Genomic DNA, 15,959 nt, shown 5'->3' with positions numbered 1-15,959 from the left:
TGGGCGGCGCATTGCTAAACTCCGCGCATGAGCTTTTCCGCCATCCCCCTCAGCGGCGACAAGCCGCAGCAGTACGCGCAATTGCTGGAACAGGCGCGCGCGCTGCTGCACGGCGAACACGACCGCATCGCCAACGCCGCCAACCTGTCCGCACTGGTCTACAACGCGCTGCCCGACCTGAACTGGGTCGGCTTCTACTTCTTCGATGGCACCGAGCTGGTGGTCGGCCCGTTCCAGGGCCTGCCGGCTTGCGTGCGCATCCCGCTGGACAAGGGTGTCTGCGGCGCAGCGGCGCGCATGCGCGCAACGCAGCGGATCGAGGACGTGCACGCCTTCCCCGGGCATATCGCCTGCGATTCGGCGTCGAACTCGGAGCTGGTGGTGCCGCTGGTGGCCGCGAACGGCGAGCTGGTCGGCGTGTTCGACCTCGACAGTCCGCTTCCCGCGCGTTTTTCCGTTGAAGACCAGGAAGGCCTGGAAGCGATCGCCCGGGCGTACCTGGAGTCGTTGCGGTGAACACTGGCCCCAAGCTGCGCAACATCGGCCCGAAATCCGCCGCCTGGCTGCGCCAGGTCGGGCTGCGTTCGCTCGACGACGTGGCCGCGATCGGTGCGGTCGATGCCTACATGAAAGTGCGCCGCGCCGGCTTCAAGCCCAGCCTCAACCTGTTGTACTCGCTGGAAGGCGCGTTGGTCGATTGCCATTGGCAGGAAGTGCCGGAAGCGCGCCGCAACGAGCTTGTGCAAGCCGCCGAAGCGGCCATCGCCCAGCTGCCGCCACCGCGCGGCCGACCGGCCGCGGCGCCGGTGACGACCACCCAGCACGCGGAAGAGCCCGCCGCTGCGGGATTCGCCCCGCTGTTCGATTCCTACGCCGACGACGACCGCGGCACGGCGGAGACGCCGTCGGACTGAGCGCGCTGCGCTACAATGCGCGCGCTTCAAGGTGATCCGACGGCATGCGCCCGAGGATTGAAACGGGAAGCCGGTGACGAACGCGCGATGCGTTCCAGTCCGGCGCTGCCCCCGCAACGGTAAGCGAGACAAGTTCGGCATCGGCCACTGTGCACTGCATGGGAAGGCGCCGGACGGGGACATCGACCGATGTCCCGCCCGCGAGCCCGGAGACCGGCCCTGGAGTCAGTTGGTTGCGATGCGGCGGGCATCGCGCGACGTCGCGCATGCCTGTGCTGCATCGCCCGTCACGTGCATGTCCCGTTCGCAACGCAGCCGCCCTTCCCTGTTGGGCGCGCGGGCGTGCGCGCCGGAGAACCGTCATGCAGTCGCGCAATACCCGTCTTCGTTCCACCACCCTCGCCATCGCCCTGTCGCTGCCCTCGCTGGCGTTCGCGCAGGACGACGCCAGGGACCTCGACAACGTGGTGGTGACCGCCACCCGCACCGCGACCACCGCCGACGATGCGCTGGCCGCGGTGGAGGTGATCGATCGCAAGGACATCGAGCGCAGCGCAGCGCGCTCCCTGCCGGAACTGCTGCGCGGTCGGGCCGGCGTGACCCTGGTGAACCAGGGCGGCCTCGGCAAGCTCAGTACGCTGTTCCTGCGCGGCACCGAATCCGACCACACCCTGTTCCTCGTCGACGGCGTGCGCGTGGGTTCGGCGACCTCCGGCCTGACCTCGCTGCAGGACATCCCGCTGGAACAGATCGAACGCATCGAGATCGTGCGCGGCCCGCGCTCCTCGCTGTATGGCGCGGATGCGATCGGCGGCGTGATCCAGGTGTTCACCCGCCGCGGCGCGAATGCGGCCGGCGTGCGCGGTCGCGCGCGCATCGCCGCCGGCAGCCACGGCCTGCGCGAAGCCTCGGCAGGCATCGACCTGCGCGGCGCGCGCGGCGGCATCGGGCTCGACCTCGGCCACCAGTCCACGGACGGCATCGCTGCCTGCCGCGGTATCGGCGCGCCGTACTACGCCGGCTGCGGCATGGACCATCCCGATCCCGACCGCGACGGCTACCGCAACAACAACGCCTCGCTGCGCGCGGACTTCGCCGCCGGCGATGCCTGGCAGTTCGATGCGCAGGCGCTGCGCGCGCGCGGCCACAATTTCTACGACGCCGACCCGGCCTGGGGCCTGCCCGACAACTCGAAGGTGCTGCAGCAGGTGGTCGGCGGCAGCGTGCGCTATCGCCCCAGCCAGGCATTCACCCTGCGCCTGACCGCCGGCCGCAACATCGATGCCTCCGACAACTACCTGGGCGCGAGCCACGCCAATCGCTTCGAAACCCGCCGCGACAGCGCCAGCCTGCAGGGCGACATCGCGCTCGCGCAGGGCCAGTCGCTCAGCCTGGGCCTGGACTGGCTGCGCGACAGCGGCGGCGTGGACGACCCGTTCTCCGCCTTCGACGCATCGCGCGGCAATCGCGCGGCGTTCGCGCAATACCAGGGCAAGTTCGATGCGCAGGACCTGCAGCTGAGCCTGCGTCGCGACGACAACGACCAGTTCGGCGGCAAGACCACCGGCGGCATCGCCTGGGGCTTCGGTTTCGGCGACGGCTGGAGGCTGGCCGCCAGCCATGCCACCGCGTTCAAGGCACCGAGCTTCAACGAGCTGTACTACCCGTACTACGGGAATCCGTCCCTGCGGCCAGAAGCCTCGCGCAGCAGCGAACTGTCGCTGGGCCATGATGCGGGCGACTGGCAGTGGCGGCTCAATGCCTACCAGACGCGCATCGACGACCTGATCGTGTACGACACCGCGATCTTCGCCGCCAACAACATCGAGCAGGCGCGCATCCGCGGCGTCGAACTGACCGCGAGCGCGCGGATCGGCGAGTGGGACGTCCGCGGACAGCTCGGCACGCTGGATGCGCGCAACCTCAGCACCGGCTCCAGCCATGGCAAGCGCCTGCCCCGGCGTCCGCAACGCAGTGCGCGGCTCGACCTCGACCGCGAGTTCGGCGCCTTCGGCTTCGGCCTCAGCGGCATCGCCGAAGCGTCGCGCTGGGACGACGTCGCCAACACCCTGCGCGTCGGCGGCTACGCGACCGTGGACGCACGCGTGTCCTGGCGCTTCTCCCGCGGCTGGACGCTGCAGGCGAGCCTGGTCAACGCGTTCAACCGTCGCTACGAGACCAGCGCCTACTACAACCAGCCGGGCCGCGAATTCGCGCTTGGCCTGCGCTGGCAGCCCGAATAACGGAGCGTCGCCGCAGGGAAGCGGAAGCCCGGCAGGATGCCAGGCTTTTTGTTTGCGCGGCTATCCCGAACCCGGGCTGGCGGCATCGCGGATCCCGCGCTGCGATTCGCGCTGCGCCTCCAGCCTGCCGGCGCGGTTCCGCGCGTGCTCCGCCGCCGTCGCGTTGCCCTGCCTGAGGTAGGCATCGGCCAGGCTGCGATGGAACTGCGGCTCGTCCGGCATCAGGCGGATCGCGCGCCGGTAGTGCGCAACCGCGTCGTCATAGGCCCCCGATTCGGCCAGCGCCTGCGCGATCAGGAACTGCGAGAACGGATCGACCGACTGCGCGCGCCGCAAGCGCTTCGCATAGCCCTCGGCCAGGTGGGTGGCACCGGCTTCGCGGTAGAAGCCCACGAGGTTGCTGAGCGCCCCCAGGTGGTCGCGCTGCAGCTTCAGGGCCTGCAGGTAGGCGCGCTCGGCGGCGTCGCGCGAGCCGGAGCGCAGGTACACGACGCCCGCATTGCTCCAAGCAGTCGCGCTGCCAGGATCGAGCGCGAGCGCCACTTCCGCATGCGCCGCCGCCCCCTGCCTGTCGCCCGACAGCAGCCGCTCCACCGCGTTGTTGTTGTGCAGGAGGGCGATCGCCTGCGCATCGGTGATGGTGCGCGGCTTGCGCACGGCGAGCAGCGAGCGCCAACCCACGTCGACCGTGTATCGCCCGCCGCCGATCTCGACGCCTGCGTTCACGTGGGTCGCGCGATAGACGGTATCGCCGAGCACGCGCATCGCCAACGCATCGTCCGAGGCCTGCGCATAGGCACGGATCCCCGACGCCCGCGCCAGCGCGATGAACATCAGGGTGAACGACAGGCAATTCACCTTGCGCTGCGCATAGCTTTCCGCGATGCCGTGAGTGGGCTGTTCCTGGTAGCGCAGCGCCAGGCCGTCGTCGCCGATCATGAAATCGACCAGGCGCTGCACGCGCTCCTCGACCGGCAGGCCACGATCCGGCTTGCGCGCGTCCAGGGCCAGCCGCAGTTCCTCCGGCAGCGCCATCGCGGCATCGACCTGCGTGGCCGGATCAGGGGCAGGCGCGCCGGGCGACTGCGCCAGGCCCTCGCCCATGCAGGCGAACAACAGCAGGATCGCCAACCTCCGCAACACCGTCCCTCCTGTGCGGGGCGATCGCCCGCGGCGAAGAGCCGGCGCCAGTATGCGCCGATTGTGCGCGGCCGCCATTGCCGGGTTTGGCAATATCCGACGAGCGGAAACATGGCCTCGCGGCCTGCACCAGCGTCATCGAACGAATTCGAACGGGGTGAACCCCCGTCGGAAACTATTCCACCGTCACCGATTTCGCGAGGTTGCGCGGCTTGTCCACGTCGGTGCCGCGCGCCAATGCCGTGTGGTAGGCCAGCAACTGCACCGGGATGGTGTGCACCACCGGGCTCAGCGTGCCGATGTGGCGCGGGGTGCGGATCACGTGCACCGCCTCGGATTCGCCGAAATGGCTGTCGGCGTCGGCGAACACGAACATCTCGCCGCCGCGCGCGCGCACTTCCTGGATGTTGGACTTCACCTTCTCCAGCAGCGAATCGTTCGGCGCGATCACCACCACCGGCATCGCCTCGTCCACCAGCGCCAGCGGGCCGTGCTTGAGCTCGCCGGCCGGATAGGCCTCGGCGTGGATGTACGAGATTTCCTTGAGCTTGAGCGCGCCTTCAAGGGCGATGGGGTAGTGGCGGCCGCGGCCGAGGAACAGCGCATGTTGCTTGGGCGCGAACTTCTCCGCCCACACCGCGACCTGCGGCTCCAGGTTCAGCGCGTGCTGCACGCTGCCCGGCAGGTGGCGAAGTTCATCGAGGTACGCGGCTTCCTGCGCGTCGTCGATGCGCCCGCGCAGCTTCGCAAGCACGCCGGTCAGCGCGAACAGCGCGACCAGCTGGGTGGTAAACGCCTTGGTCGAGGCCACGCCGATCTCGGCACCGGCGCGGGTGTAGAACACCAGCCTGCTGGCGCGCGGGATCGCGCTTTCCGGCACGTTGCAGATCGACAGCGTCTTGTCCTGGCCCTGCGCCTTGGCGTACTTCAGCGCCTCCATCGTGTCCAGGGTTTCGCCGGACTGCGAGATGGTGACGATCAGCTGCTTCGGGTTGGCCACCACCTTGCGGTAGCGGTACTCGCTGGCGATATCGACCGCGCACGGGATGCCGGCGATGTCTTCCAGCCAGTAACGCGCGGTGAGGCCGGCGTAATAGCTGGTGCCGCAGGCGAGGATCTGCACCGATTCCACGTCGCGCAGCACCTCGGCCGCGTTGGCGCCGAACAGCGCCGGATCGAAGCCGCCGGCATCGACGATGCCCTCGAGGGTGTCGCCGATCGCGCGCGGCTGCTCGTGGATTTCCTTCTGCATGAAGTGGCGGTACGGCCCCAGTTCCAGCGAGGCCAGCGACACGTCCGACATGTGCACGTCGCGCTGCACTTCGGTATCGCCCGCGTCGAACACGCGCACGCCATCGCGGGTGACTTCGGCGGTGTCGCCTTCCTCGAGGAAGATCACCTTGCGGGTGGCGCTGACGATCGCGGACACGTCGGAGGCGACGAAGTTCTCGCCGTCGCCCAAGCCGACCAGCAGCGGGCAGCCCATGCGCGCGGCGACCATGGTCGACGGATCGCGCTTGTCGATCACCGCCAGCGCATACGCGCCTTCCAGTTCCTTCACCGCCTTCTTCAAGGCACCAAGCAAGCTCTCGCCATTCGCGCGGTAATGGTGGATCAGATGCGCGACGACTTCGGTATCGGTCTGCGAAGTGAATTCGTAGCCGAGCGCACGCAGGCGTTCGCGCTGCTGCTCGTGGTTCTCGATGATGCCGTTGTGCACCAGCGCCAGCTCGCCGTGGCTGATGTGCGGATGCGCGTTGCCTTCGGTCACGCCGCCATGCGTCGCCCAACGCGTGTGGCCGATGCCGAGAGTGGCGTCGAAGCCTTCCGCGACTGCTGCGGCTTCCATCTCGGCAACGCGACCCGTGCGGCGCACGCGGCGCACTTCATCGGCGGTGACCACCGCGATGCCGGCCGAATCGTAGCCGCGGTATTCCAGCCGCTTGAGGCCATCGACCAGCAGCGGGACCACGTCACGGTTGGCGATGGCGCCGACGATTCCACACATGCCTGGGCTGCTCCTTGCGGTGAACGCGCAGTTTAAACGGAGCCCCGTCCGGGCGTCCGCGCGGACACGGCGTCCGCCCGGCGGACATTCCTGGAAGCAAGTTATTCCCTTTAATTTCAATCACTTGAAGTTGGCACGCTAGTTGCGATGTACAGGGCATGGACAAACACATGCCCACCGACAGCAGCGCCACCCGCGGCCGCATCCGCGATACCGCCGGCCAGGACCAGGTCGTGGCGGCCCAGACTGCGCCGCGTCGTCGCAAACTGATCGCCGCCGGCGCCGGCGGCGTGGCCTTGCTGGCCGCGATCGCCTGGTTGGCCTCGGGCTGGATGGGTGGCGGCCGCTCCTACGATGCCTCGCGCATCCGCATCGCCGAGGTGAAGCGCGGCGACCTGGTGCGCGACCTCAGCGCCGACGGCCGCGTCATCGCCGCCAATAGCCCCACCCTGTACGCGATCGCCGCCGGCACCGTGACCCTGCAGATCGTCGCCGGCGACAAGGTGGCGAAGGGCCAGGCGCTGGCAGTGATCGACAGCCCCGAGCTGCGCAGCAAGCTGGTGCAGGAAGAATCCACGTTGGCCGGCATGGATGCCGAAGCCAGCCGCGCGCTGCTCGACGCGCAGATCATGCGCGCCAATGCGCGCAAGGCGCTGGACCAGGCCACGGTGGAACGCACCGCGGCGATGCGCGACCTCGAGCGCTTCCAGCGCGCCTACGACGGTGGCGCGGTGCCGCAGAACGATCTGGCCCGCGCGCAGGACGATATGAAGAAAGCCGAGATCGGTCTGGCCGCGGCGCGCAAGGACTTCCAATTGCAGAGCGCAGGTGCTGGCCTCGATGCACGCAACAAGCAGCTGTTGGCCGAGCGCCAGCGCGCAGTGGTGGCGGAGCAGCAACGCCAGGTCGATGCGCTCACCATCCGTGCGCCGTTCGACGGCCAGGTCGGCCAGGTGCAGGTGCCGCAGGGCACGCAAGTGATTGCCAACGGGCCGGTGCTGAGCGTGGTCGACCTCAGCCGCTTCGAGGTGGAAATGAAGGTGCCGGAAAGCTTCGCCCGCGACCTCGGCATCGGCATGCCGGCGCAGGTCACCAGCAAAGGCGCGAAGTACGCGGCGGAAATCGCCGCGGTGTCGCCGGAAGTGGTGAACGGCGAAGTGACCGCGCGCGTGCGCTTCGCCGACGGCAAGCAGCCGCCCGGGCTGCGCCAGAACCAGCGGCTGTCGGTGCGGGTGGTGATGGACACCAAGCGCAACGTGCTGATGGTCGAGCGCGGCCCGTTCGTGGAACAGGACGGCGGCAACTTCGCCTACGTGGTCGATGGCGGCAGCGCCACGCGCAAGCCGATCAAGACCGGCGCCGCCAGCCTCGACGCCATCGAAATCACCTCGGGCCTGCAGGCCGGCGACCGCATCGTCGTCTCGGGCACCGACCAGTTCGACAACGCGGACCGCGTCCGCATCTCCGGAGAATGACCATGCATGCTTTCCTCGACACACCGTTCGAGGCCCTGCGCTGGACGTCGCAGGACATCGCCGACGCCATGCCGCTGCGCCTGCACGAACTCGACCTGTTCGATGCCACCGCACTGCGCGATGCCGCGGCCAGCGCCAACGCCACGCGTTTCCAGCGCGAACCGCGCCTGCGCAACGCCTATCTCGCCAGCGCCGCACTGCCGGCCCGCTTCGGCATCCGCTGATCCCATCGCCTCCCTTCCCCAAGGAATCCTCGCCATGCTCGACATGCGCCAAGTCACCAAGGTCTACCGCACCGAACTCGTCGAGACGCATGCGCTGCGCTCGCTCGACCTGCACGTCGGCGAAGGCGAATTCGTCGCCGTCACCGGGCCGTCGGGTTCCGGCAAGACCACCTTCCTCAACATCGCCGGCCTGCTGGAAACCTTCACCGGCGGCGAGTTCCGCCTCGACGGCGAGGACGTGCGCGGGCTCTCCGACGATGCGCGCAGCCGGCTGCGCAACCAGAAGATCGGCTTCATCTTCCAGAGCTTCAACCTGATCCCCGACCTCAACCTGTTCGACAACTGCGACGTGCCGCTGCGCTACCGCGGCATGCCGGCCGCCGAACGCAAGCTGCGGATCGAAGACGCGCTGGGCCTGGTCGGGCTGGGTTCGCGGATCAGGCACTACCCGGCGGAACTGTCCGGCGGCCAGCAACAGCGCGCGGCGATCGCGCGCGCGCTGGCCGGCAGCCCGCGCCTGCTGCTGGCGGACGAACCCACCGGCAACCTGGATTCGCAGATGGCGCGCAGCGTGATGGAGCTGCTGGAGGACATCAACCAGCAGGGCACCACCATCATCATGGTCACCCACGACCCGGAACTCGCGGCGCGCGCGCAGCGCAACGTGCATATCGTCGACGGCATGGCCACCGACCTGTCGATCGAACCCGGCCTGGTGCGCGCGATGCACGCGCAGCCCGAAGACGCCGCCACCCACGCCTGAGGACATCGCCATGTTCGGCTACTACCTCAACCTCGCCCTGCGCAGCTTCCGGCGCAACAAGGCGCTGACCGCGCTGATGGTGCTGGCGATCGCGCTGGGGATCGGCGCATCGATGACGACGCTGACCGTGTTCCACGTGCTGTCCGGCGACCCGATCCCGGACAAGAGCGACCGCCTGTTCTACGTGCAGCTCGATCCCGAACCGATGCGCGGCTACCGCCCCGGCGAAGAACCGCAGAGCCAGCTGACCCGCTTCGATTCGGAAACCCTGCTGAAGCAGAAGCGCGGCCTGCGGCAGACGCTGACTTCCGGCGGCAACGTCGTCATCTCGTCCGACAAGCCGGGCACCACGCCGCAACTGGTCGATGCGCGCTACGCCTCCGCCGACTTCTTCCCGATGTTCGACGTGCCGCTGCGCTACGGCCGCGCCTGGACCGCCAGCGAGGACGACGCCAAGGCGCGCGTGGCGGTGATCAGCAAGGAGCTCAACGACAAGGAATTCGGCGGCGGCGACAGCACCGGCAAGACCCTGCACATCGCCCCCAACGACTTCCGCATCATCGGCGTGCTCGACGCCTGGCGCCTGACGCCGCGCTTCTACGACCTCTACAACGACAATTACGGCGCCACCGAAGGCGTGTTCATGCCGTTCTCCACCGCCCGCGACCTCGACCTCGGCACCCAGGGCAACACCAACTGCTGGGCGGATTCCAATGGCGACAGCCGCGCCCTCAATGCGCCCTGCGCATGGGTGCAGTACTGGGTCGAACTCGACTCGGCCGGCAAGGCGGCGGACTTCCGCAACTACCTCGTCAACTACTCCAACCAGCAACGCGCGGCCGGGCGCTTCGAGCGCCCCGCCAACGTGCGCCTGCGCAACGTGATGGAACTGATGGCGTTCAACAAGGTGGTGCCCGGCGACGTGCGCCTGCAGCTGTGGCTGGCGCTCGGCTTCCTGCTGGTCTGCCTGGTCAACACCGTCGGCCTGCTGCTGGCGAAGTTCCTGCGCCGCAGCGGCGAGATCGGCGTGCGTCGCGCGCTCGGCGCCTCGCGCATGGAGATCTTCAAGCAATGCGTGGTCGAGGCCGGCACCGTGGGCTTGGCCGGCGGCGTGTTCGGCCTGCTGCTGGCCCTGCTCGGCCTGTGGGCGGTGCGCCAGCAACCGGCCAGCTACGCCTCGCTCGCCCACCTCGACGGTTCGATGCTGCTGCTCACCTTCGTCCTGGCGGTCGCCGCCAGCCTGCTCGCGGGCCTGCTGCCCGCATGGCGCGCGATGCAAGTGACGCCCGCCATCCAGCTCAAGAGCCAATGACCGGGACCGCCGCCATGGACATCCGCCCCATCCTTTCCACCCTGATGCGCCACAAGATCGCATCGCTGCTGATCGTGCTGGAGATCGCGCTGACCTGCGCCATCGTCTGCAACGCGCTGTTCCTGATCGGCGACCGCCTGGATCGCATGAACATGCACAGCGGCATCGCCGACCACGAACTGGTGCGCATCCAGGCCGCCAGCCTGCGCCAGCTGTCCAGCGACGACGCCGTCGACAAGTCGGTCTCGCTCGAATACCTGGACACGCTGCGCAAGGTGCCGGGCGTGCGCCAGGCCGCGATCGTCAGCCAGCTTCCGTTCGGCGGCTCCAGCAACAACAGCAGCGTGAACCTCACCTCGGACCAGGAACGCCCGACCCTCAACGCCACCGTCTACACCGACGAAGGAAGCCTGGTGAAGACGTTCGGGCTGAAGCTGCTCGCCGGGCGCGACTTCAACAGCGACGAGTTCCAGGACATCACGGACCTGCAGAAGGCCGGCGACAAGGCGCAGATCCCGGTCGCGATCATCAACCGCAGCATGGCCGAGAAGCTGTACCCGGGCCAGAACGCGGTCGGCAAGGTGTTCTACAGCTGGACCGAATCGCCCACCCGCGTGATCGGCGTGGTCGAGGAACTCGCCCGGCCGAACAGCCTGGACCAGGGCGCCTACGCGATGATCTTCCCGCTGCGCGACTACGGCGCAGGCAAGCACTACATCCTGCGCACCGAACCCGGGCGCCGCGCCGAGGTGCTGGACGCGGCGATCAAGGCGCTCAAGAAAACCGACCCCAACCTGCTGGTGGTCAACCAGGACACCTTCGACGAAGTGCGCGCGCGCTACTTCGAGCAGGACCGCGCGATGGCGTGGATGCTGGTGGTGGTGATCGTCGCGCTGCTGCTGGTCACCGCGCTCGGCATCGTCGGTCTGGCCAGCTTCTGGGTGCAGCAACGCACCAAGCAGATCGGCGTGCGCCGCGCACTGGGCGCCACCCGCGGGCAGATCCTGCGCTACTTCCAGCTCGAGAACTTCCTGCTGGCCACGGTCGGCATCGCGCTGGGCATGCTGCTGGCGTATTCGATCAACCAGCTGCTGATGGGCAAGTACGAGTTGCCGCGCCTGCCCTTGCACTACCTGCCGATCGGCGCGATCGCGCTGTGGCTGCTCGGCCAGGCCGCGGTGTTCGGGCCGGCGCGGCGCGCCGCGGCGGTGCCGCCGGCGGTGGCGACGCGCAGCGTCTGATGCGGCCGGCTTGCACTCCCGGGAGGATCGAATGAAACGCCCCGCCATCGCGTTGTGGCTTGCCCTTGGCGCATCCGCGGCCAGCGCGGCGCCCGTCGAGCCGCCGCAAGCGGCATCGCTGGAGACCACCATCGCCGCGCTGGACGACGCCGTGTTCGCGGCCTTCAACCGCTGCGCCGAGCCGGCGCAGTTGCAGGCGCACGCGCGCTACTTCGCACCCGACGTCGAGTTCTACCACGACACCGGCGGCGTCAGCTGGACGCGCGAGGCGATGATCGCCAACACCGCACGATACGCCTGCGGCCATTACACCCGCGAGCGAGTCGGCCTGCGGGTGTCGCCGGTCAGGGGCTTCGGCGCGATCGCCCAGGGCGTGCACCGCTTCTGCCAGGCCGATGGCGGGCGCTGCGAGGGCGAAGCCGACTTCGTGATGGTCTGGCGCCTGCGCGACGGGCAGTGGCAGGTCACCCGCGTGCTCAGTTACGGGCATCGCCGCAATTCTGCAGCGGAATCACCGTAGCATTACGCATGCCCACGATCCTCGTCATCGACGACAACCCCTCGGTCGGCACCGCGCTCGACGTGCTGTTCTCGTTGCACGACCTGCGCACGCTGCGCGCGGAATCGCCGCGCGATGGCTTGGAGATGCTTGCGCGCGAAGACGTCGACCTGGTGATCCAGGACATGAACTTCCACGCCGACACCACTTCCGGCGACGAAGGCGTGGCGCTGTTCCACCAGATCCGCGCATCGCATCCGGACTTGCCGGTGATCTTGCTCACCGCATGGACGCAACTGGAGTCCGCGATCGAACTGGTCAAGGCCGGCGCCGCCGATTACCTGGCCAAGCCCTGGGACGACCGCAAGCTGATCGCCACCGTCAACAACCTGCTCGAACTCGGCGAAAGCAGGCGCGAGCTCGCGCAGGCCAGCGCCAGCGAACGCAAGCGCCGCGATGCCCTGCTCAAGGACTACGACCTGCGCGGCATCGTGTATGCGGATCCGGCCAGCGAGAACGCGCTGGCGCTGGCCTGCCAGGTGGCGCGTTCGGAACTGCCGGTGCTGATCACCGGCCCGAACGGCGTGGGCAAGGAACGCTTTGCCGAGATCGTGCATGCCAATTCGCTGGTGCGCAGCGGTCCCTTCGTTGCGCTGAACTGCGGCGCATTGCCGGCGGAACTGATCGAAGCCGAACTATTCGGCGCCGACGCAGGCGCCTACACCGGCGCCAACAAGCCGCGCGAAGGCAAGTTCGAGGCGGCCGACGGCGGCACCTTGTTCCTCGACGAGATCGGCACCCTGCCGCTGGCCGGCCAGGTGAAGCTGCTGCGCGTGCTCGAGACCGGCCGCTTCGAGCGCCTCGGCAGCAACCGCGAGCGCAGCGTCAAGGTGCGCATCGTCAGCGCCACCAACGCCAACCTGCAGGCGCTGATCGCCGACGGCCGCTTGCGCGAAGACCTGTACTACCGCCTCAACGGCATCGAATTGCGCCTGCCCCCGCTGGCGCAACGGCCGCGCGACATCCTGCCCCTCGCGCGGCATTTCCTCCCCGCCGGCAAGCGCCTCGGCGAAGACGCCGACCGCGCGCTGCAGCGGCATACATGGCCGGGCAACGTGCGCGAGCTGCGCAACGCGATGCAGCGCGCGGCCTTGCTCGCGCGCGGCGATGAGGTCGCCGCCGCCGACCTCGACCTGCAACCCGCGCCCGGCGCGAACGGCGCAACGAGCGGCAACGACGAGCCGGACCGCGCCGCGATCGAAGCCGCGCTGGAACGCAACGGCGGCGTGCTGGCGCAGGCCGCCGCCGACCTCGGCCTGTCGCGGCAGGCGCTGTACCGCCGGCTCGACCGGCTCGGCATCGCGCGCGGCTGATGCGCGTCCTGCGCGTGCTGCCGGTGGCGGTGCGGATGATCGCGATCGCGGTCGCCGGCATCGTGGCGACCGCGCTCGCCAGCTGGCTGCTGTCGCGCTGGCTGCAGCCATGGGCCGCCGCGTTGCTCCCCGCCGGCGCGATCGGCGGCATCGTCGCCACCGTGATCTGGCGCGCGCTGGTGCCGATGCGCGCCTTGTTCCGCGCACTCGCCGGCACCGTCGCCAGTTATCGCGATGGCGATTTCAGCTTCGGCATCACCTGGGACAAGGCCAGCGACCTGATCGAACTGGTGGATGCGCACAACGCGCTCGGCAACGCGCTGCGCGAACAGCGCCTGGCGCTGGTGCAGCGCGAGCTGCTGCTCGACACCATGGTGCAGAACACGCCGGTGGCGATGGTGCTGGTCGATGCCGCGCAGCGCGTGGTGCTGGGCAACCTCGCCGCGCGGCGCATGCTCGGCGAAGGTCGGCGGCTGGAAGGCCGCGCCTTCGACGACGTGCTCGCCGCCGCCGACCCCGCGGTGCGCGAGGCCTTCGAACGCGGCGGCGACGGCATGTTCACCGTCGGCGACGCCGACGACGAGGATATCTACCACCTCGCCCGGCGCAGCTTCCGCCTCAACGGCCGCGTGCACGAACTGGTGCTGCTGCGCCAGCTCACCGCCGAGCTGCGCCGGCAGGAAGTGCAGACCTGGAAGAAGGTGATCCGGGTGATCAGCCACGAACTCAACAATTCGCTGGCGCCGATCGCCTCGCTGGCGCATTCCAGCGCCGAGCTGCTGCGCCGAGGCAAGACCGAGCGCCTGCCGGAGGCGCTGACCACCATCGAGGATCGCGCACGCCATCTGGAGGGCTTCATCCGCGATTACGCGCGCTTCGCGAAATTGCCGTCGCCGCGCAGCGAACCGCTGGAATGGCGGCGCTTCGCCGAACAATTGCGGACCCAGGTCGAGTTCGCGCTGGAGCTGCAGCCGGCCGACGGCATCGCCCGCTTCGATGCCGCGCAGATGGAACAGGCCCTGCTCAACCTGCTGAAGAACGCGCACGAATCCGGATCGCCCGCGAATGAAGTCCGCCTGTCGATCCGGCGCACCCCGGAAGGCTGGCGCATCGACGTGCTGGACCGCGGCAGCGGCATGAACGAGGCGGTGCTGGCGAACGCGCTGCTGCCGTTCTATTCGACCAAGCGCCATGGCACCGGGCTTGGCCTCGCGCTTGCGCGCGAGATCGCCGAAGCGCATGGCGGCCGCATCGCCCTGCTCAACCGCCAGGACGGCGGGCTGTGCGTATCGATGGTGCTGCCGGCGTAACGGCTACTTCGGCTTCTTCACCGGCCGGTGCCATCCGTCCAGCGTCACCTGCCGCGCGCGCGCCACGGTCAACTTGCCGGCGGGCGCATCCTTGCCGATGGTCGATCCCGCTCCGATGGTCGCGCCGTCGCCGATGGTCACCGGTGCGACCAGTGAGCTGTTCGAGCCGATGAAGGCGTTGTCGCCGATGGTCGTGGTGGACTTGTTGGCGCCGTCGTAGTTGCAGGTGATGGTGCCGGCGCCGATATTCACCCCCGCACCGATCACCGCATCGCCGAGATAGGTCAGGTGGTTGGCCTTGCTGCCCACGCCGACCTTCGCGTTCTTGGTCTCGACGAAGTTGCCGATGTGCGCGCCATCGGCGAGCACGGTGCCCGGCCGCAGCCGCGCATACGGACCGATGTGCACCGCGCCCTCGCTGCGCGCGCCGTCGATGTCGCAATGCGCGCGCACCTCGGTGCCGGCGGCCAGCGATGCATCCTTGATCCGGCAGAACGGCCCGATGCGCACGCCATCGCCCAGGCTGACTTCGCCTTCGAACACCACGTCGACGTCGATCTCGACGTCGCGGCCGACCGTCACCTTGCCGCGGATGTCGATCCGCGCGGGATCGGCGAGGCGCGCGCCATCGATGCACAGCGCGCGCGCCAGCCGCAGCTGCAACGCGCGTTCCAGCTGGGCCAGCTGCCAGGGATCGTTGGCGCCTTCGGTTTCCAGCGGATCGGCCACCACCACGATCTCCGCCGCCGCGTATTCGTCGGCCGCCGCGGCGAACACGTCGGTGAGGTAGTACTCGCCCTGCGCATTGTCGTTGCGCAGCTGTTCCAGCCAGCGCTTGAGCGCGGTGGAATCGGCGGCGATCACGCCGGTGTTGACCAGGCGGATGCGGCGTTGCTCGTCGTCGGCGTCCTTGTGCTCGACGATCGCCGCGACACGGCCTTCGGGATCGCGCAGGATGCGGCCGTAGCCGGCTGGATCGTGCAATTCCGCGGCGAGCACCGCCAGCCGGCCCGGCGCGTCGAGCAGCCGCCGCAAGGACTGGGTGGTGATCAGCGGCACGTCGCCGTACAGCACCAGCACGCGCACGTCGTCCGGCACGTTCGGCATCGCCTGCTGCACCGCGTGGCCGGTGCCGAGCTGCCGGGCCTGCTCGGCCCACTGCAGGTCGGCTTGCCCGGCGAAGGCGGCGCGCACCGCATCGCCGCCATGGCCGTAGACCACATGGATGCCGGCCGGCTGCAGCGCGCGCGCGGTATCGACCACCTGCGCCAGCATCGGCCTGCCGGCGATCTTCTGCAGCACCTTCGGCACCGCGGATTTCATGCGCTTGCCTTCGCCGGCGGCGAGGATGATCACGTGCAACGCTGTGGCCATGTGTGTTCCCGGTTGCGGAGCGACCCGATTCTAGCGGCACCGATGCGCCGTGCGTGCGGGGATTGACGTCGACCGGGGAATCC

14 protein-coding genes and 1 riboswitch are annotated in these 15,959 nt (G+C 69.0%); of the genes, 11 read left to right on the top strand and 3 right to left on the bottom strand.

The window, feature by feature from the left end; all coding sequences use genetic code 11:
- Positions 1–27 precede the first annotated feature (27 nt).
- The 3 genes from FHQ07_RS10260 (at position 28) to btuB (ending at position 3,157) form a co-directional block, all read left to right on the top strand.
- Positions 28–516 (top strand): GAF domain-containing protein, encoded by a 489-nt coding sequence (locus FHQ07_RS10260; RefSeq protein WP_139716714.1) that lies wholly within the window; start codon positions 28–30, stop codon positions 514–516.
- Positions 513–914: a TfoX/Sxy family protein gene (locus FHQ07_RS10255; protein ID WP_139716713.1), complete on the top strand. Its 402-nt coding sequence runs from the start codon at positions 513–515 to the stop codon at positions 912–914. Before FHQ07_RS10260 ends, FHQ07_RS10255 begins: the two co-directional genes overlap by 4 nt.
- 12 nt (positions 915–926) lie before the next feature.
- A riboswitch (cobalamin riboswitch) is annotated at positions 927–1,150 on the top strand.
- A gap of 126 nt (positions 1,151–1,276) precedes the next feature.
- Positions 1,277–3,157: a TonB-dependent vitamin B12 receptor gene (gene btuB, locus FHQ07_RS10250; RefSeq protein ID WP_139716712.1), complete on the top strand. Its 1,881-nt coding sequence runs from the start codon at positions 1,277–1,279 to the stop codon at positions 3,155–3,157.
- Between the two features lie 60 nt (positions 3,158–3,217).
- Here the strand turns inward: btuB and FHQ07_RS10245 are convergent, their stop codons facing one another.
- Both FHQ07_RS10245 and glmS read right to left on the bottom strand, forming a co-directional pair.
- A complete protein-coding gene (locus tag FHQ07_RS10245) occupies positions 3,218–4,300 on the bottom strand; it encodes a tetratricopeptide repeat protein (protein ID WP_168191539.1) in 1,083 nt (360 codons plus the stop codon).
- A gap of 172 nt (positions 4,301–4,472) precedes the next feature.
- A complete protein-coding gene (gene glmS / locus FHQ07_RS10240; protein ID WP_139716710.1) occupies positions 4,473–6,305 on the bottom strand; it encodes a glutamine--fructose-6-phosphate transaminase (isomerizing) in 1,833 nt (610 codons plus the stop codon).
- A 170-nt stretch (positions 6,306–6,475) separates the two neighbouring features.
- Here glmS and FHQ07_RS10235 point away from each other — a divergent pair, with 170 nt between their 5' ends.
- From FHQ07_RS10235 to FHQ07_RS10200, 8 genes are read left to right on the top strand one after another with little or no spacing between them, the layout of a single operon-like run.
- Entirely contained in the window at positions 6,476–7,780 is a 1,305-nt protein-coding gene (locus FHQ07_RS10235) for an efflux RND transporter periplasmic adaptor subunit (RefSeq protein ID WP_139716709.1), read from the top strand.
- A 2-nt stretch (positions 7,781–7,782) separates the two neighbouring features.
- A complete protein-coding gene (locus FHQ07_RS10230; RefSeq protein ID WP_139716708.1) occupies positions 7,783–8,004 on the top strand; it encodes a hypothetical protein in 222 nt (73 codons plus the stop codon).
- A 34-nt stretch (positions 8,005–8,038) separates the two neighbouring features.
- Positions 8,039–8,767: an ABC transporter ATP-binding protein gene (locus FHQ07_RS10225; protein WP_139716707.1), complete on the top strand. Its 729-nt coding sequence runs from the start codon at positions 8,039–8,041 to the stop codon at positions 8,765–8,767.
- Between the two features lie 10 nt (positions 8,768–8,777).
- Positions 8,778–10,079, top strand: a complete 1,302-nt coding sequence (locus tag FHQ07_RS10220) for an ABC transporter permease (RefSeq protein WP_139716706.1) — start codon at positions 8,778–8,780, stop codon at positions 10,077–10,079.
- 14 nt (positions 10,080–10,093) lie between these two features.
- Positions 10,094–11,320 (top strand): ABC transporter permease, encoded by a 1,227-nt coding sequence (locus FHQ07_RS10215; protein WP_139716705.1) that lies wholly within the window; start codon positions 10,094–10,096, stop codon positions 11,318–11,320.
- Positions 11,321–11,351: 31 nt separating this feature from the next.
- On the top strand, positions 11,352–11,840 hold the full coding sequence (locus FHQ07_RS10210; RefSeq protein ID WP_139716704.1) for a nuclear transport factor 2 family protein: 489 nt from the start codon (positions 11,352–11,354) through the stop codon (positions 11,838–11,840).
- Between the two features lie 8 nt (positions 11,841–11,848).
- Positions 11,849–13,192 (top strand): sigma-54-dependent transcriptional regulator, encoded by a 1,344-nt coding sequence (locus FHQ07_RS10205; protein ID WP_139716703.1) that lies wholly within the window; start codon positions 11,849–11,851, stop codon positions 13,190–13,192.
- Complete coding sequence (locus tag FHQ07_RS10200) at positions 13,192–14,502, top strand: sensor histidine kinase (RefSeq protein WP_139716702.1); 1,311 nt, start codon at positions 13,192–13,194, stop codon at positions 14,500–14,502. The genes FHQ07_RS10205 and FHQ07_RS10200 overlap by 1 nt, the downstream gene beginning before the upstream one ends.
- Positions 14,503–14,505: 3 nt before the next feature.
- On the opposite strand, the gene glmU is transcribed toward FHQ07_RS10200, so the two are convergent.
- Positions 14,506–15,876, bottom strand: coding sequence for a bifunctional UDP-N-acetylglucosamine diphosphorylase/glucosamine-1-phosphate N-acetyltransferase GlmU (glmU, locus tag FHQ07_RS10195; protein ID WP_139716701.1), 1,371 nt, complete (start codon positions 15,874–15,876; stop codon positions 14,506–14,508).
- Positions 15,877–15,959: the final 83 nt, after the last annotated feature.

Source organism: Thermomonas aquatica (genome assembly GCF_006337105.1).
Classification (GTDB): domain Bacteria; phylum Pseudomonadota; class Gammaproteobacteria; order Xanthomonadales; family Xanthomonadaceae; genus Thermomonas; species Thermomonas aquatica.
Note: the sequence above shows the minus strand (reverse complement) of the source record. Positions and strands in the feature narration are given on the sequence as shown.